Here is a 17139-nt window from a genome sequence, read left to right on the forward strand (position 1 = left end):
AGTATGAATAACAATATTGATATAAAAACGTTGGAGGCCTTTCAGGATGGGAATCACAAGGCCTTTGAGACTATTTTTATTGCATACTACAACAAAACCAAAGCATTTATTGACGGATATATAAAATCGGAGCCTGATGCAGAAGAGCTGACAGAGGATTTATTTGTCAATCTTTGGATCAACCGTCATTCGATTGATATGTCTAAATCATTCAATTCTTATTTGCACACCATTGCAAGAAATGCAGCAATCAACTTTCTGAAACATAAATATGTGTCCGATGCCTACCTGAACCATAATCAAGAAACAGGATATAGCTCTACTTCCGAAGAAGACCTTATTGCCAAGGAATTGGAAATGTTGATTGACAAACTTGTCGGAGGAATGCCCGAACAACGGAGAATGATCTATACATTAAGTCGCAATGAAGGATTATCCAATGCCGAGATTGCCGAACGACTGAACACTACCAAAAGAAATGTTGAAAGCCAGCTAAGCCTCGCTTTGAAAGAGATACGGAAGGTCATTTCATGTTTTCTGTTATCATTATTGTAACTTTATTTTCTTCTTTACTTATTTTTTCATAAAAAATATTCATTTTCTTATTGAGCTTTTTGCCACCAAACTGTATATATAGTAAAGTGCAGCAAAAATGAAGAAAAGTAATATCACCAAAATCATCAGAATGTTCCTTTCCGCCCGCTTTCCATCTGAAACGGAAGAGAAAGTGCAGAAATGGATCATTAAAGATAAAAACCAGCAGGCGAAAGCAAAAGCTTCGTTAGATTATTGGAATGAATTGGACGTAGAAGCCGATTCGAGCACTTATGCCTCACTGGAACGGGTAAATTTAAGAACCGGATACAACAAGGAACATCTGGCGAGTATCGCTTCTTATCAGAGGTTTGCCCATGTTGCCGCTGTTGTTGTTCCATTGCTTTTATTGGCAGGAGGAATGTTCTGCTATCTTTCTCCCCAAAACGAGATGATAGAAGTATCCGTTGCTTACGGAGAACAGAAGCGTCTAATCTTGCCGGACAGTTCAGAAGTTTGGTTGAATGCGGGAAGCACCATTGTATATCCGGAAACTTTTGCTAAAGATAAACGTTTGGTCATTCTTAACGGTGAAGCTTATTTCTCTGTCCAAAAAGATACTGCAAGTCCTTTCATCGTGGAAACTTCCCAACTTTCCGTGAAGGTTCTTGGAACCAAATTCAACGTGAAAGCCTATCCTAATGATGAAAAAATAACGACTACACTGACGAGCGGCAAGGTAGAAGTGAGCGTCCAGTCCCAACCTCCCCGGATACTTAAACCCAATGAACAGCTTACATACGATAAGAAGTCGTCAGACATCCATATATCAGTGATAGATACTAATGATACCAACAGTTGGGTGGTGGGAAAATTGATCTTTACCAATGCTACTGCCGGAGAAATATTCCGAACCCTCGAAAGACACTATAACACCACGATTGATAATGAGGCAAATATCCCTGTGTCCAAACGATATACTGTCAAATTTCTGAAAGATGAAGATCTGGATGAAATACTGAATATCTTGAAAGATATCATCGGCTTTGATTATCAACAACATGAAAATAAAATAGTATTAACCCAACCATAAAAAGAAACAGCCTATGAACAAAAAGAACCGGGAAGCAGCTTGAGACCCTCTTCCCAGTTCTGAAATGTCTATCCTCATTCAACAAGTGACGTAAAATGAAGTATCAACATACAAATATAGAATAATGAATCGAATTAATACGAATAAACGGGCAGCTAAGCTCGCCATTTTTTTATTTTTTGCTTTTCTCTCTCTTACAACAGTCGCGCAGAATAAAGAAAAAAAGATTACCATACAAAATAAAAGGATATCATTAAAAGAGGCCTTTGCCCAAATTGAATCACAAACCGGATATAGCATCGCTTACGAACAATCGAATCTGGATTTAGAAAAGAAGCATTCTTTATCTCTTAAAAATGTAGCTGTCGACAAAGCGATGACTCAACTATTAAAAGAAACCGGATATGTATATAAAATAAAAGGATATCATATTATTATTTCTTTGCAGGATAACCGGCAAAAGCCTGCCAATGACGATACACAAAAACTGACTCAAACCATAAGAGGAATCGTTGTTGATTCCAAAACCAATACGCCAATAGAATATGCCTCCGTCTGTATAGCAGAGAAACCTTCACTGGGAGGCTCAACTGACAACCGGGGAAATTTCCGGATTAATAACGTCCCGATAGGACGTTATAATATTCAGGCATCTTTTATGGGGTATCGCCCAAGTATCATTAGCGAAGTGTCTGTCACATCATCCAAAGAAGTATTTGTAGAAATCCCTATGGATGAAAATGTGCAGGATTTGGCTGAAGTGCTTGTCAAACCGGAAATAAAAAAGACCGGACAGTCAACCCGATGGCTATTACGGGAGGACGTATGATTAGTATTGAAGAAGCGTCCCGATTTGCCAATGGGTTTGATGATCCGGCACGGTTAAGTTCTGCATTTGCTGGAGTGGCAGGAGATGTCGGTACCAATGCGGTCGCCATCCGGGGAAACGCTCCGCAATTTACCCAATGGAGACTGGAGGGAATTGAAATACCTAACCCGACTCATTTTGCCGATTTAGCAGGGCTGGGAGGAGGATTCTTGTCCGCTTTAAGTACACAAGTTATCGGAAACTCCGATTTCTACAATGGAGCTTTCCCAGCGGAATACACTAATGCCTTATCCGGTGTTTTCGATATGCATTTGCGCAATGGTAATAATCAGAAGTACGAACATGCCTTTCAGGTCGGACTCATGGGCATAGATTTAGCTTCGGAAGGTCCTATCAGTAAAAAACGGGGAAGTTCCTATCTGGTGAATTATCGCTTTTCTACTACTTCACTGGCATCGGGTAATGACATCAACCTGAAATATCAGGATTTAGCCTTCAAACTAAATTTTCCCACACGTAAAGCCGGAACCTTTTCGATTTGGGGATTAGGATTGATAGACAGGAATAAAGCAGATGTTTTGGAACGTTCCGAATGGGAAACGATGGGAGACCGGTCGTCGGGATATAATAAACTGGATAAACTGGCAGGTGGCTTAGCGCACAAATATGTACTGGATGAAAATACTTATATCCGTTCTTCTCTATCCACTACCTATTCCAAAGACCGTTCATTGGCGGACTTACATACCGACGACGCTATTATTAATGTGGCAGATATTCAGAATAGCAGATGGAATTTAGTATTCAATTCATATCTGAATAAGAAATTCAGTCCGAGGCATACCAACAGAACAGGGATTACCATTACGGAACTTAAATATGATCTTGATTACAAAGTCAGCCCTTATTTGGGATTAAACAAACCTATGGAACAAATATCGAAAGGCAGTGGAGAAAGTACAGTCCTCTCGGCATATAGTAATTCCGTAATAAACTTGAGCAACAATCTGACAACCAGTTTAGGGGTTACCGGACAATATTTTACTTTAAACAAGAACTGGTCGATAGAACCGAGAGTTGCCCTTAAATGGAAAATAAATCCTGCACATTCTTTAGCAGCAGCTTACGGCTTGCATAGCCGCCGGGAAAGGCTCGACTATTACTTTGTTGAACAGATAATCAATGGTAAAAAGAAATCAAATCGGTACCTGGACTTCTCAAAGGCACATCATTTCGGATTCACTTATGACTGGAATATCAATCAGAGCCTACATCTGAAAATAGAACCCTATTATCAATACTTGTTCCACATACCGGTTGAGGAAAACTCCTCCTTTTCGATTATCAATTACGAAGAATTCTATTTAGACCGCATATTGACAAACACCGGAATAGCCAAAAACTATGGAATAGATATAACACTGGAACAATACATGAAGAATGGCTTCTACTATATGCTTACAGCTTCATTATTCAAATCGAAATATAGGGGAGGAGACCGTATCTGGCGAAATACGAGACTGGATAAAAGTTTTTTAGTGAACCTGCTCGCCGGAAAAGAATGGATGGTTGGCAGACTCAAACAGAATGTATTAAGTATAAACGGTCGCCTGTTCTTTCAGGGAGGAGGACGCTATACACCTGTGGATGAAGAAAAAAGTCAGGAAGAAAAAGACATTGTCTTTGACGAGAGCAAAGCATATACTAAACGATTCAATCCATCTATAAACGGTGATGTTTCCATCAGCTTCCGGATCAATAAGAAAAGAGTATCCCACGAGTTTTCTCTGAAGATACTGAATGTGGGTATGCGTACCGGAATGCATTTCTATCAATACAATGAAAGAACGAGCGTAGTAGAAGAAAAAGACGGAGCGGGTCTGATTCCGAACATCAGTTACAAAATTTATTTCTAAATAACTGAACAAGAAAAGGGTTTGTTCACACAATAGATTGACACCCAACAGACAACTGCTTTCAGTAATTATGGTATAACAATCTGTAATATATATACTAACAAGCTCTCTGAATACCTGTATATTTGCTGCGTGAAATAATTTAGTGATGAATTATATGCGTATCATATTCAAGAAATTCAAAGCACGTATGATTGTAGGATGTATATTAGCTGTAATAGCATTGCTGGCGGTGTCAGTCATTGTTTTTATCAATCAAGCCAGTTTCGGCAGAACTCCCCGTGGGGAACGGCTGGAAAGAGTCATGAAATCTCCTAATTACAGAAACGGAGAATTTAAAAATCAGCATGAAACCCTATTGATGACTTCCGACAGGGGACGTTTTATCGGAATCTGGGAGTTCATTTTCAAAAAGATAGACGGTTTGCGCCCCGAACAGGCTGTCAAAGCAATCAAAACGGATTTACGGAAGATTGACCGTAATGAAGAAATATTGGTATGGTTCGGACATTCATCTTACTTGATTCAAACGGGAGGAAAGCGAATATTGGTTGACCCGGTATTCTGTATGGCTTCTCCCGTATCTTTTATTAACAAGCCATTCAAAGGTACGGAACTTTATACACCGGATGATATGCCGGACATTGATTATCTGGTGATTAGTCACGATCATTGGGATCATTTGGATTACAACACGGTCAAAAAACTGAAAGATCGGATTGGAGCAGTGATTTGTCCGTTGGGTGTCGGCGAACATTTCGAATATTGGGGATTTGATAAAGAGCTTCTGATAGAACTTGACTGGAATGAAGAGGCAAACCTCGCTCCGGGCTTTATGATACATTGTTTGCCTGCCCGTCATTTCTCCGGTCGCGGAGTTACTGCCAACCAGTCGCTTTGGGCTTCCTTCCTGTTAGAAGCTCCTTCACAAAAGATATACATCGGCGGAGACGGAGGATATGATACACATTATGCAGAAATAGGCAATCGATTTCCGGACATCGACCTTGCGATCCTCGAAAACGGACAATACGACAAAGAATGGAGCTTGATCCATTTGATGCCCCAGTATATGGCACAGACGGCCAGAGATTTAAAAGCGAAAAGAATTCTGACCGTACATCATTCTAAATATGCACTGGCCAAACATCGTTGGGATGAACCTCTCAAAAATGCAGAAGAGATGAAGAATAAAGATTCTTTGGATGTATTGATGCCTGTAATTGGTGAAATAGTGATCTTGCAATGAAAGGAAGTTAAATCTAAACTCATTACGTATTATTCACACTGTAAACGGTTTGTTTCCAGAGGAAAATGATAACTTTGTGAAGAAATATTTCTCAACATAAATTTACTAAATCCTTTTATTATGAAACAAATCTATTCTTTATTTGTAGTGTTAATAACCTTGTTCCTACAGAGTTGCCAAAACAATCTGACCCTTCCAGTACCAGCCAGCCGGAATTATCAACAGGATATTGCAGTTTTAAATGATTTTGTGGATATTAACAAGACTACTCATGAGTATTATGTCAACCCAAACAAAAAAAGTACTGCACTTTCTTATTTAACGAATACAGATGCGGAAGAATTTAACGCTGTAAATCCTGTTAATCTTAACAGTTTCAAGCAGAGCATTAGTCAGATAAACAGTCTGTCCGGTCAATTGTCATCTTCTCATGGAGTAGATTACATTGTTATGATTACTGAAAGTGAAATTTATATCAGTCAGACAAAAGGTAACTCACCTGTCCACTTGAAGAGAAAACTATCCGATGACCGTATGAGCCGTTCTTTAATAGCAACATGCAACATAACGGATTATAAGGAACAGTTTTATATCAATTCGAGCGATTACATAGAAACAGTAATAGAATTATATCCCCAATCTTATAAAAATGCCGCGTGGGCATTTCTTGTCACTTGTAGAGTGGGATATAATGGTAATAAAGAATTAGCCAGTGTATTATTTTGTGGTGTAGGTTTTCATATCAATCCCAGTTTTGAGTGGTCTGCCAATCAAGGAAATGATGTAGACTGGAATTTTGAAGTGATAAACACAAATGGAGATGCTCATATCGCGAACCTTAATTTCCTACACTAATGAAGAAATCTATTTTTATCGTTTTTGTAACTCTGATTCTTGCATCCAGTTGCGTTGAGAAAACGGGATATTATTCTAATGGAGAAGAAGATACCATATCCTTGATATGTGATAATACATGGGCGAGTGAGAAAATAGTCGATGATGAAGGCAATACACACTATACCGTATATAAATTGGAGAAAAACGGCACGTATATAAGAAAGTTTATAAGTATTGACACTGATGGGAAAGTGAATGAAAACAGTATCACCGGACGATGGAGTTTCTATGATCCGAGTTCCAAAACGATATACTTCGGCGATGACCACTATTGGGATATAGAAGAACTTACTACAAAAAAGTTTGCCGTTTATGACCGATGGGGAGAATATGGTCAGATACATATGTCGAGAGAATATTTGGAACTTACTCCTTTAAAATAGTTCTACAATAAGATAATCATTATAACGCTGCCTGCCAATATCAATTCGCTGTATTGACAGGCAGCGTTATAATCAAATATCACGAATCTGTAATTTTGGTATAACATTCGGTAATATATATACTTGATAACCGAATCTATCTGATTAAATTTGCAGCGATAAAAAGTACAAAAATCAATTCTGATGGAATATCGTATATTAGGACGGAACGTTTCGGATATTGAGATATAACTACTATAATTTGAAAATTAATAAATTTATGCTGCGTACTATCAGACTTACAACTGCCATTGTGTGCTTTACGCTTATTACCCTTCTGTTCCTCGACTTCACGGGTACATTGCACACATGGTTCGGATGGTTGGCGAAAATTCAATTTCTGCCGGCTTTATTAGCCTTGAACATAGGTGTCGTATTGTTTTTAGTTGTACTTACATTCCTGTTCGGACGTATCTACTGCTCTGTTATTTGTCCGTTGGGAGTGTTTCAGGACATTGTTTCGTGGGTGTCCGGCAAACAAAAGAAAAACCGGTTCCGTTATTCACCAGCAATGAAATGGTTGCGGTATGGCGTTTTAGGAGTATTCATTATCATGATGGTTGCAGGATTGAACTCTTTGGCTATCTTGCTGGCACCATATAGTGCTTATGGCCGGATAGCTTCCAGTCTTTTTGCACCAGTCTGGCAATGGGGAAACAACCTGTTGGCGTATTTCGCCGAACGAATGGATAGTTATGCTTTTTATGAGGTAGATGTATGGATGAAGAGTCTTTCGACGATGTTGATTGCCATTGCCACCCTTGTTGTTCTTTTCATTCTGGCGTGGCGCAACGGACGAACCTATTGTAATACGATCTGCCCCGTAGGTACTGTATTAGGGTTTATATCCAAATATGCGATATTCAAACCGGTAATTGATACTTCCAAATGCAATAGTTGCGGTTTGTGTGCCCGCAATTGCAAAGCATCGTGTATTAATCCGAAAGCCCATGAAATAGATTATAGCCGTTGTGTGACTTGTATGGATTGTATCGGAAAGTGTAAGCATGGAGCCATTACATACACAAGACGGAAACCTAAGAACGAAACAGCTACGAGCGAAGATTCGAAAGCAAAGTCTGTCACTACTGAACAGGTAGACAACGCCCGTCGTAGCTTCCTTTCAGCATCGGCCATTTTTGCAACAACTTCTGTACTGAAAGCACAAGAGAAGAAAGTAGACGGAGGATTGGCTACTATCGAAGATAAAAAGATTCCCCAAAGAGAAAATCCTATCTATCCTCCCGGTGCATTAAGCGCACGCAATTTCACTCAACATTGCACAGCCTGCCAATTATGTGTCTCTGTTTGTCCCAATCAGGTATTGCGTCCGTCAGGCAACCTATTGACATTGATGCAACCGGAAATGTCATACGAACGTGGGTATTGCCGTCCCGAATGTACTAAATGTTCGGAAGTTTGTCCCGCCGGCGCTATTCATCTCACCAGTCTTGCCGAGAAATCAGCTATTCAGATCGGACATGCCGTATGGATTAAAGAGAACTGTGTACCTTTGACAGATGGAATGGAATGTGGCAACTGTGCCCGCCATTGTCCGACAGGTGCCATACAGATGGTAGCTTCCGATCCTGAAAAAACAGATTCTCCAAAGATTCCGGTAGTAAATGTAGAAAATTGTATCGGTTGTGGGGCGTGTGAGAACCTTTGTCCGTCCCGTCCTTTCAGCGCTATTTATGTGACCGGACATCAGATGCATAGAATTATTTGATCTAAATCAGTATAAGAGTATGGAAGATAAAAATAAGAAAGATATAAATAGAAGAGATTTCATTAAGATTGTAGGTATTAGTGCAGCCACGTCGACAGGGCTATTATACGGATGCTCTTCAAAAGGTACTTCCTCTTCAAGCAGCGCAACAGGAGAAAGAGAGGTGCCTACCGATAAAATGACTTACCGCACGTCTCCGACTACCGGTGACCGTGTTTCACTCTTGGGATATGGTTGTATGCGTTGGCCTCTCAAACCTGCTCCCAACGGTAATGGTGAAGTCATCGACCAGGATGCCGTGAATGGACTGATTGATTATGCAATCGCTCACGGAGTAAACTATTTCGATACATCTCCGGCATACGTACAGGGCTTTTCCGAAAAGGCAACGGGTATTGCATTGAGCCGTCATCCCCGTGACAAATATTATATCGCCACCAAGTTATCCAATTTCTCTCCCGATACATGGTCTCGTGAAGCATCGCTCAAGATGTACCACAAATCATTTGCGGACCTGCAGGTAGATTACATTGATTATATGCTGCTTCATGGCATCGGAATGGGAGGAATGGAAGCCCTTAAAGGACGCTACCTGGATAACGGAATGCTTGACTTTCTGGTGAAAGAGCGGGAGGCAGGCCGTATCCGCAATCTGGGATTCTCCTATCATGGGGATATCGAAGTATATGACTACCTGCTTTCACGGCACGATGAATTCAAATGGGATTTTGTGCAGATACAGTTGAACTATGTAGACTGGAAACATGCAAAAGAAACCAATACCCGGAATACGGATGCTGAATATCTGTATGGAGAATTGCATAAACGAGGAATTCCATCTATCATCATGGAACCGCTTTTAGGAGGTCGTTTGTCTAAATTGAACGACAATCTGGTGGCACGGCTCAAACAACGCCGTCCGGAAAGCAGTGTCGCTTCCTGGGCTTTCCGTTTTGCCGGTTCATTCCCGGACATTCTGACTGTATTAAGTGGCATGACTTATATGGAGCATCTGCAAGATAATCTCCGCACTTATTCTCCTTTGGAACCGTTGACAGATGAAGAAAAAGAGTTTCTTGAGGAAACGGCACAATTAATGCTGAAATATCCTACCATCCCTTGCAACGACTGCAAATATTGTATGCCATGTCCGTATGGGTTGGATATACCTGCTGTGTTGTTGCATTACAACCGTTGTGTCAATGAAGGGAATGTCCCCAGGAACGGACAGGATGAGAATTATGCGAAAGCCCGGCGTGCTTTTCTAGTCGGATATGACCGTAGCGTGCCCAAACTTCGTCAGGCAAGCCACTGCATCGGTTGTAACCAGTGTGTGGCACACTGTCCGCAGAACATTGATATTCCGAAAGAGCTGCACTGGATAGATCAGTTTGTAGAACAATTGAAACAAGGTACTTTATAAAAGAAAAGATGGAAGAATTAATCAATTTACTACATACGGGAGGATATTCCTGTACTATTGCCAACAAAGGAGAAATCCGCACTTTCACTCAACGTGGTGTGGCCGATATCTATGATTTACTGACCCTGGAACCGGAGTTTCTTAAAGGAGCTTCGATTGCTGATAAGGTAGTCGGAAAGGGAGCTGCCGCCCTGATGATTCTGGGAGGTATCAAAGAGTTATATACCGATATTATCAGTACCAAAGCTTTGGAGTTACTTCAGAAATCAGATATAAAAGTTGATTTTACAGAGAAAGTACCTTTTATCTGGAACCGTAACCATACAGGAGGATGTCCTGTAGAAACAATGTGTAGCGAAGCGGAATCAGCAGAAGAAATATTACCACTGATCCGCGATTTCCTGGAAAAGATCAGAAATAAAAAGTAAAAAGAAGAAACTTGAAACACGCAATAAAGTATGAGAAGAAATACAGCTTGTTTATTCCTGTTCGGTAGCTTGCTTTCCATCTCGGGAATGGCACAGACTAAAAAGGATAGCATACAGGCCGGAAGAAATTATATGATTGATGAAGTTGTAGTTACCGGAACACGTAATGAAACAGATGTACGACATCTTCCAATGACGATTTCCGTAGTCGGCAGGCAACAGATTGAGAAAAGATATGAGTCTTCGCTGTTGCCGTTATTGACGGAGCAGGTGCCGGGATTATTTACTACCAGTCGTGGCATCATGGGATATGGCGTATCTACCGGGGCTGCAGGTGGCATGAGCTTGCGCGGTATCGGTGGTAGTCCGACAGCGGGATTATTGGTGTTGATTGATGGTCATCCACAGTATATGGGCTTGATGGGACATCCGATAGCAGACGCTTATCAATCTATGATGGCAGAGAAAGTGGAAGTTTTGCGAGGTCCCGCATCTGTACTTTATGGTTCGAATGCCATGGGTGGTGTGATTAATATTGTTACCCGTCGGCAACAGGAAGAAGGTGTGAAAACAAATGTGCAAGTTGGGTACGGTTCATATAACACGTTGCAGACTGAATTTTCCAACCGTGTCAAGAAGGGACGTTTCAGCAGCGTCGTAACCGGATCATATAATCGTACAGATGGACATCGTCCCGATATGGGATTTGAGCAATATGGTGGATATGCAAAGCTAGGCTATGAGCTCAACTCTTTTTGGAAAGTATGGGGAGATGTAAACGTGACTCATTTTAATGCTTCCAATCCGGGAACTATCCAAGTACCATTGATCGACAACGATTCCCGTATCACCCGTGGAATGACATCATTTGCTTTGGAAAATCGTTATGAAAAGACTTCAGGAGGTTTGAGCTTTTTCTATAACTGGGGACGGCATAAAATCAACGATGGCTATCAGATAGGAAAAGAACCGCAAAAATCACATTTCAATTCTAAAGACAAAATGCTGGGTGTTTCATGGTATCAGAGTGCTACTTTCTTTACCGGTAATCGTTTAACCGTAGGATTTGATTATCAGCACTTCGGAGGTGAATCATGGAACAAAGTACTGGCTACGGGTGAACATACTCCGGGAGTAGACAAGCAAATGGATGAGTTTGCCGGATACATTGATTTCCGTCAGGATATCAGCAATTGGTTCTCACTGGACGCAGGTATTCGTGTAGACCACCATTCACACGTAGGTACAGAATGGATTCCACAAGGCGGACTGGCTTTTCATTTACCCAAGAATGCAGAACTTAAAGCAATGGTCAGCAAAGGATACCGTAATCCGACCATTCGTGAGATGTATATGTTTCCTCCTGCCAACCCAGAATTGAAACCGGAAAAACTAATCAACTATGAACTTTCCTACTCACAACGTCTGCTGGAAGGGGCATTGTCCTACGGAGTCAGCCTTTACTATATTAATGGCGACAATCTGATTATGTCAAATGGACTCGTGCCTCCATTGAATATCAATTCCGGAGAGATAGAGAACTGGGGAATTGAAACGAATATGGGCTACCATATCAATTCACACTGGAATGTGAACGCCAATTATAGCTGGTTGCACATGGAGAATCCCGTTCTTGCTGCCCCCGAACATAAATTGTATGCAGGGGTGGATTATACTTCCGGGCGTTGGAGTGTATCGACAGGAGTACAATATGTGAAAGGACTTTATACTTCTGTTGTAAAGGGTAACGAGCAACAAGACCATTTTGTTTTATGGAATCTTCGTGGAAATTATCGTATCTGCCGTTTCGCTAACCTATTCATAAAGGGAGAAAACCTGCTGGCACAGCGTTATGAAATAAATGCAGGTTATCCCATGCCCAAAGCTACGTTTATGGGTGGTATTAATTTGAACTTTTAAATAATAAAATGATATGGAATCAACTACTGTAAAACTCTATTCGCTGAATTACGGCAATGTGAGAACTTATCTGACAGCCTCGTTATTCATCGTTGGAAACATCCTTTTTCCCCAATTTTTTCATCTCATACCGCAAGGAGGAATAACCTGGCTGCCTATCTATTTCTTCACACTGATCGGAGCTTATAAGTACGGGTGGAAAGTCGGTCTACTGACTGCTGTTCTTTCCCCCATTATCAATTCCTTACTTTTTGGCATGCCGATACCGGCGGTACTACCTGCTATTTTATTAAAGTCCGTGTTGCTTGCCATTGCTGCCGGCTGGGCCGCACAACGCTTCGGACGTATTTCTATTCCGGTATTGGTTGGCGTGGTACTTACTTATCAAGTTGTAGGAACATTGGGAGAGTGGATGTATATAGGTAATTTCTACAATGCCATTCAGGATTTCCGTATTGCAATACCCGGAATGTGCCTGCAAGTATTCGGAGGTTATTTATTCATTAGATATTTGATTCGCAAATAACTTCCTTATCAATAACCGCTTTTCCCAGAAAAGAGTTATAAGCTTTGAAAAAGAAAGTTCTCCTCTGTTATGTGTGTCTATAACAGAGGAGAACTTTTTTAAATACAACGTATCTATTTGCTTTTTATTTATCAATCTTCTTCATCGTCATCTTCCGGATCAGCAGTAGTGGAATTACCCCCTTCTTTAGCATATTTGCTCGGACTCATCTTATAGTGTTTTTTGAATACTTCCCGGAAATACTTAGTTTCAGAGAATCCAACCATGTCTGAAATCTCATTAATAGCATATACACCCTCTTTCAGTAATTCGGTAGCACGTTTCAAACGCATCATCCGGATAAATTCTGTCGGAGACTGTCCCGTCAAAGCTTTCAACTTACAATAAAAACTGGTACGGCTCATCCCACTTGATTCACAGAGCACATCAACAGTAAATTCAGGGTTATTTATATTCTCGTCCACGATTTTCTTTACATTTGATATAAACTTCCAATCAAGACTGTTAGTACCGTTTGCTGAAGGAACCATTGATTTCATTTCTATATCCAGATTGGCATATCTCATACGCAACAGTTCCCGGTTTGCCAGTAAGTTGGCAATATTCGCCCGCAAAATTTTCACACTGAAAGGTTTGATGAGGTATTCGTCCGCACCAATGGACAGACCGTCAAGAACATTGTTTTCATCTCCTAAAGCTGTGAGCAACAATACAGGAATATGTGAAGTCTCAATATCGCTTTTAATAGCGACACACAATTCATCTCCTCTCATCTCCGGCATCATAATATCAGAAAGTACCAGTTCCGGCCAAAATTCTTTTATAATAATCAATGCTTCCTTTCCATTGGCGCAAGCTTGCACATTATAGATGGAAGATAATGAACTGACCAGATAAGAGCGTAACTCATCATTGTCTTCTACAACCAGAATTCGTTGTGAATTAGGATTATCCACAACGACAGTTGTCTTTGCAGGTACATTCGGAGTGGGGAGTACAGGAGCCAACGCTTCAAACTTAGCGTGTGTTTCCTCCCCGGTATTTTGAAAGTTTTTATTGCTTTTCGGAAAGACAATTTTGATTGTCGTTCCTTGATGTTCAACACTCTCCACACTAATCTTACCACCATGAAGGCTGACCAGTTTTCCTACCAGCATTAATCCTATGCCACTACCTGTCACTTTGGAGTTAATGGCATTGCTGGCGCGAAAATGTAGCTTGAACAACTTACTTTGTTCACTGGTAGGAATACCTATACCTGTATCCTTGATGATCACTTTCCATGAATCATTCGTATCAGATACGGAAATACTGACCTTTCCACTTTCCGGAGTATATTTTAGCGAGTTCGATATTATATTCTTCAAAATAGAATCCATCTTCTCCTTATCAAACGATACATTCATATAGCTGAAAGTACTCTCGTATGTATACTCAATGCGCTTAATGGCTGCATAAGAAGAGAATGTATCATATATTTCATTCATATAAGTATTCAGCTCATACTCGGAAACACTCATTTTAGAGGAATATACATCCGTTCGTTCAAAATTAATCAGATTGCTGACCAGTCGTAGAAGAACTTCCACATTCCTCAATGCAATGTTCGTACGGGTTATCCCGTTGTCGGTAAGATTCTCTTCTTCCAGCAATTCCTCCAAAGGTGCTTTTATCAAAGTTAATGGAGTACGTATATCATGAGCTGTATTAATGAAGAATTGCGTTTTTTCATCCGATACCTTCTTTTGTTTTCTTAGATTTATCACACGTAGAATGAAATAAAACCCTCCGATTACAAACAAGATATAACATAAAATGGCCCACCAACTCGACCAGAAAGGTCGTGTGATGATAATTTTCATACTACGTTCCTGAAAAACAATATCATGTTCTTCTTTGGATACAGCACGCACATGAAGGGTGTATTTGCCCGGAGGTAAATTGGTGAAACGAATCAAATTATTAGCTCCCGGTAGTGTCCATTTCTCATAAAATCCTTCCAGCTTCCAAGAATATAATGCATTCTCGGGAGAATCATAATTGATTGTAGAAACCTCGAACGAAAAAGTATTCTCATCATATCCGAGTTCCAGTACATCTGTTTCATCAATATTTTTCTGTAAGGGAGCACCTTTGTCACCTGGGTAAATAGGTTGATAAGAAAGATAAAAGTCACTGAATATCAATCTCGTGAATTCATATTTGGGAAACGTCACATTCTCCGGAAGTTCAATAACTCCATCTGTACTTCCAAATACAAAGCCTTTATTCTGACGCACTGTTCCTGCAGATGCATTAAAATAGGCAGGTAATAATCCTTCTCCTCTGGTCCAATTATTAAATATCTTCTCTTTAGTATGAAAACTGGTGATTCCATTCTCTGTACTCATCATTATACGCCCGTTCATTTCCGGCAGTATTGTAAATATCCTGTTTGAAACCAATGCGGAATTATCAGAAAAATAGTGCTCGAATGTTTTATTTTGATGATTGTACACAAATACTCCTACACCGTTTGTTCCGATATATAGCAATCCATCATCCGCCTGATAAAGCGTATTGATATAAGCAGCTCCTATTTCCATTTCAATAAACTGATATTCACCGGTATTTCGATTTAATAAATACAATCCTCCAACGGTTCCGATCCACATATTGTCTTTGTCTTTTTCAACAATAGATGTGATAGAATTCAACCCCGGATATAAACGGACACTGTTGGTTGCCAGATTAAAACATTTTAGATTATAGTACCCTCCCGACCAGATATATCCTCTCGAATCCTTAACTATATCACGAATATACTTATCCGGGCGCATATTGACGTGGGAAAGCAGGTAAGGAGAGAAGTATTCAACCGACAATGTATTCTTGTTTATTTTATAAATGCCGGAAGTGAATCCCCCTGCCCATATGATACCGGGAGATACTTCACATAAAGTAATAAAGATATGGTTTTTATCTTTGATCTGTTGGTCAAAAGAACTTAGGAACGAATGCCATTTACCTGTTTTTGAATGATAAAGACTAATGCCATTGCTGGTTCCGAACCATAAATCGCCATCCTCATCTTCAATGACTGCATGTACCTGATCATTGACTAGCGACTGATCATTCCCTATGGAATGCTTCATCCAATGATAATTTTCATAGCGATTATCCATTATTGTGATTCCGGTGGGATAATTGGCGAGCCATATTCGCTTTTCTTCATCTACAAAGACATCATTAATGTTATTTCCGTTCATTTCATTATAACTCTGATAGTTGGCTACAATGTAATGTTCCAGTTTACAAGTGTTCACATCAACTTTATATACTCCCATCCCTTCGGTTGCAATCAACAGTTCCATTTCATTCAAAGGACTGATACAAGCAATATTTACGTCACTGAGGTCAGCGTCCGGCCGTATAATTTCCTGCGTATTCGTATCATATACAAAAACTCCTCTTTCAAATGAACCGATAAACAGTCTTTTTAATTGCTGGTGAAAATACAGTTCACTCACCTGAGCATGGAAATAGTCTAATGTTTCAACAGGTATAATCTCTAAAATATCATTCTCCAATTTAACATACCGTACACCTGTTTCCGTTGCTATAAAGAAATGATGTTCATCTACTTGTTCTATTGCCGTAATACTAGTATGGAATATATTGGAAAATTGGAATATGCGAGCATCTTTGATATTATAAAGCAATATAGTATCCTTGCGACATAACCAAATATTATTATTCCGGTCCAAATAACCACAGCTAATTGTTTCAGAAGTATCCGGTAATCTATATACCATTCGGAAATCATCTTTATTAGCGTCATATTGAAAGATTCTCCCTTGCTTGCCAATCACCCAGATACCTATATGCGGTTCTGTATACAACCATCCCAGACGTATGGGAGCATCTAAAGTATTACCTTCCTTATTTAATTTATAGTGTTTTATATCTTTACCGTTGTATCGGTCCATCCCTTCATTTGTAAGGAACCACATATAACCCTGAGCATCTTTCTGAATATTGAATATCCGGCGATTGCTCAAGCCATCTTCTATTCCTATATATTTGTATGTCTGTGCTGTAACCCAAACAGGAAAAAAGAGAAGAATATATACAATGTATTTCATATAAACAATTGTTTTTTAAACTACTTCTAACGATCATATAAACATAACA

11 protein-coding genes and 1 pseudogene are annotated in these 17139 nt (G+C 39.9%); 11 read left to right on the plus strand and 1 reads right to left on the minus strand.

All coding sequences use genetic code 11. The features are described from left to right. The first annotated feature begins 3 nt into the window (after positions 1–3). The 11 genes and pseudogenes from NXV01_RS16830 to NXV01_RS16880 all read left to right on the plus strand — a co-directional run bounded on the left by NXV01_RS16830 (position 4) and on the right by NXV01_RS16880 (position 12966). Positions 4–555 carry an RNA polymerase sigma-70 factor gene (locus NXV01_RS16830; protein ID WP_074559032.1) on the plus strand — a complete coding sequence of 184 codons (552 nt, stop codon included), beginning with the start codon at positions 4–6 and terminating at the stop codon, positions 553–555. Positions 556–652: 97 nt separating this feature from the next. Then, the gene (locus NXV01_RS16835) at positions 653–1627 is read left to right on the plus strand and encodes a FecR family protein (RefSeq protein ID WP_234133392.1); all 975 of its coding nucleotides are present in this window, start codon (positions 653–655) and stop codon (positions 1625–1627) included. Between the two features lie 124 nt (positions 1628–1751). Next, positions 1752–4372, plus strand: a pseudogene (locus tag NXV01_RS16840) (carboxypeptidase-like regulatory domain-containing protein). A 148-nt stretch (positions 4373–4520) separates the two neighbouring features. Beyond that, positions 4521–5621 (plus strand): MBL fold metallo-hydrolase, encoded by a 1101-nt coding sequence (locus NXV01_RS16845; RefSeq protein ID WP_258980650.1) that lies wholly within the window; start codon positions 4521–4523, stop codon positions 5619–5621. Between the two features lie 120 nt (positions 5622–5741). Next, a complete protein-coding gene (locus NXV01_RS16850) occupies positions 5742–6476 on the plus strand; it encodes a hypothetical protein (protein WP_259022935.1) in 735 nt (244 codons plus the stop codon). Then, positions 6476–6901: a hypothetical protein gene (locus NXV01_RS16855; RefSeq protein WP_099147469.1), complete on the plus strand. Its 426-nt coding sequence runs from the start codon at positions 6476–6478 to the stop codon at positions 6899–6901. The genes NXV01_RS16850 and NXV01_RS16855 overlap by 1 nt, the downstream gene beginning before the upstream one ends. Positions 6902–7160: 259 nt before the next feature. Then, positions 7161–8669 (plus strand): 4Fe-4S binding protein, encoded by a 1509-nt coding sequence (locus tag NXV01_RS16860; protein ID WP_259022936.1) that lies wholly within the window; start codon positions 7161–7163, stop codon positions 8667–8669. 19 nt (positions 8670–8688) lie between these two features. Continuing rightward, on the plus strand, positions 8689–10092 hold the full coding sequence (locus tag NXV01_RS16865; protein WP_259022937.1) for an aldo/keto reductase: 1404 nt from the start codon (positions 8689–8691) through the stop codon (positions 10090–10092). An 8-nt stretch (positions 10093–10100) separates the two neighbouring features. Beyond that, a complete protein-coding gene (locus NXV01_RS16870) occupies positions 10101–10520 on the plus strand; it encodes a DUF1893 domain-containing protein (RefSeq protein WP_148366713.1) in 420 nt (139 codons plus the stop codon). 30 nt (positions 10521–10550) lie between these two features. Further along, positions 10551–12440 (plus strand): TonB-dependent receptor, encoded by a 1890-nt coding sequence (locus NXV01_RS16875; RefSeq protein WP_259022938.1) that lies wholly within the window; start codon positions 10551–10553, stop codon positions 12438–12440. 13 nt (positions 12441–12453) lie between these two features. Then, a complete protein-coding gene (locus NXV01_RS16880) occupies positions 12454–12966 on the plus strand; it encodes an ECF transporter S component (protein WP_195650122.1) in 513 nt (170 codons plus the stop codon). A gap of 131 nt (positions 12967–13097) precedes the next feature. Here the strand turns inward: NXV01_RS16880 and NXV01_RS16885 are convergent, their stop codons facing one another. Next, the gene (locus NXV01_RS16885) at positions 13098–17090 is read right to left on the minus strand and encodes a two-component regulator propeller domain-containing protein (protein ID WP_259022939.1); all 3993 of its coding nucleotides are present in this window, start codon (positions 17088–17090) and stop codon (positions 13098–13100) included. Positions 17091–17139 lie beyond the last annotated feature (49 nt).

Source organism: Bacteroides sp. BFG-606 (assembly GCF_024788145.1).
GTDB lineage: Bacteria > Bacteroidota > Bacteroidia > Bacteroidales > Bacteroidaceae > Bacteroides > Bacteroides vicugnae.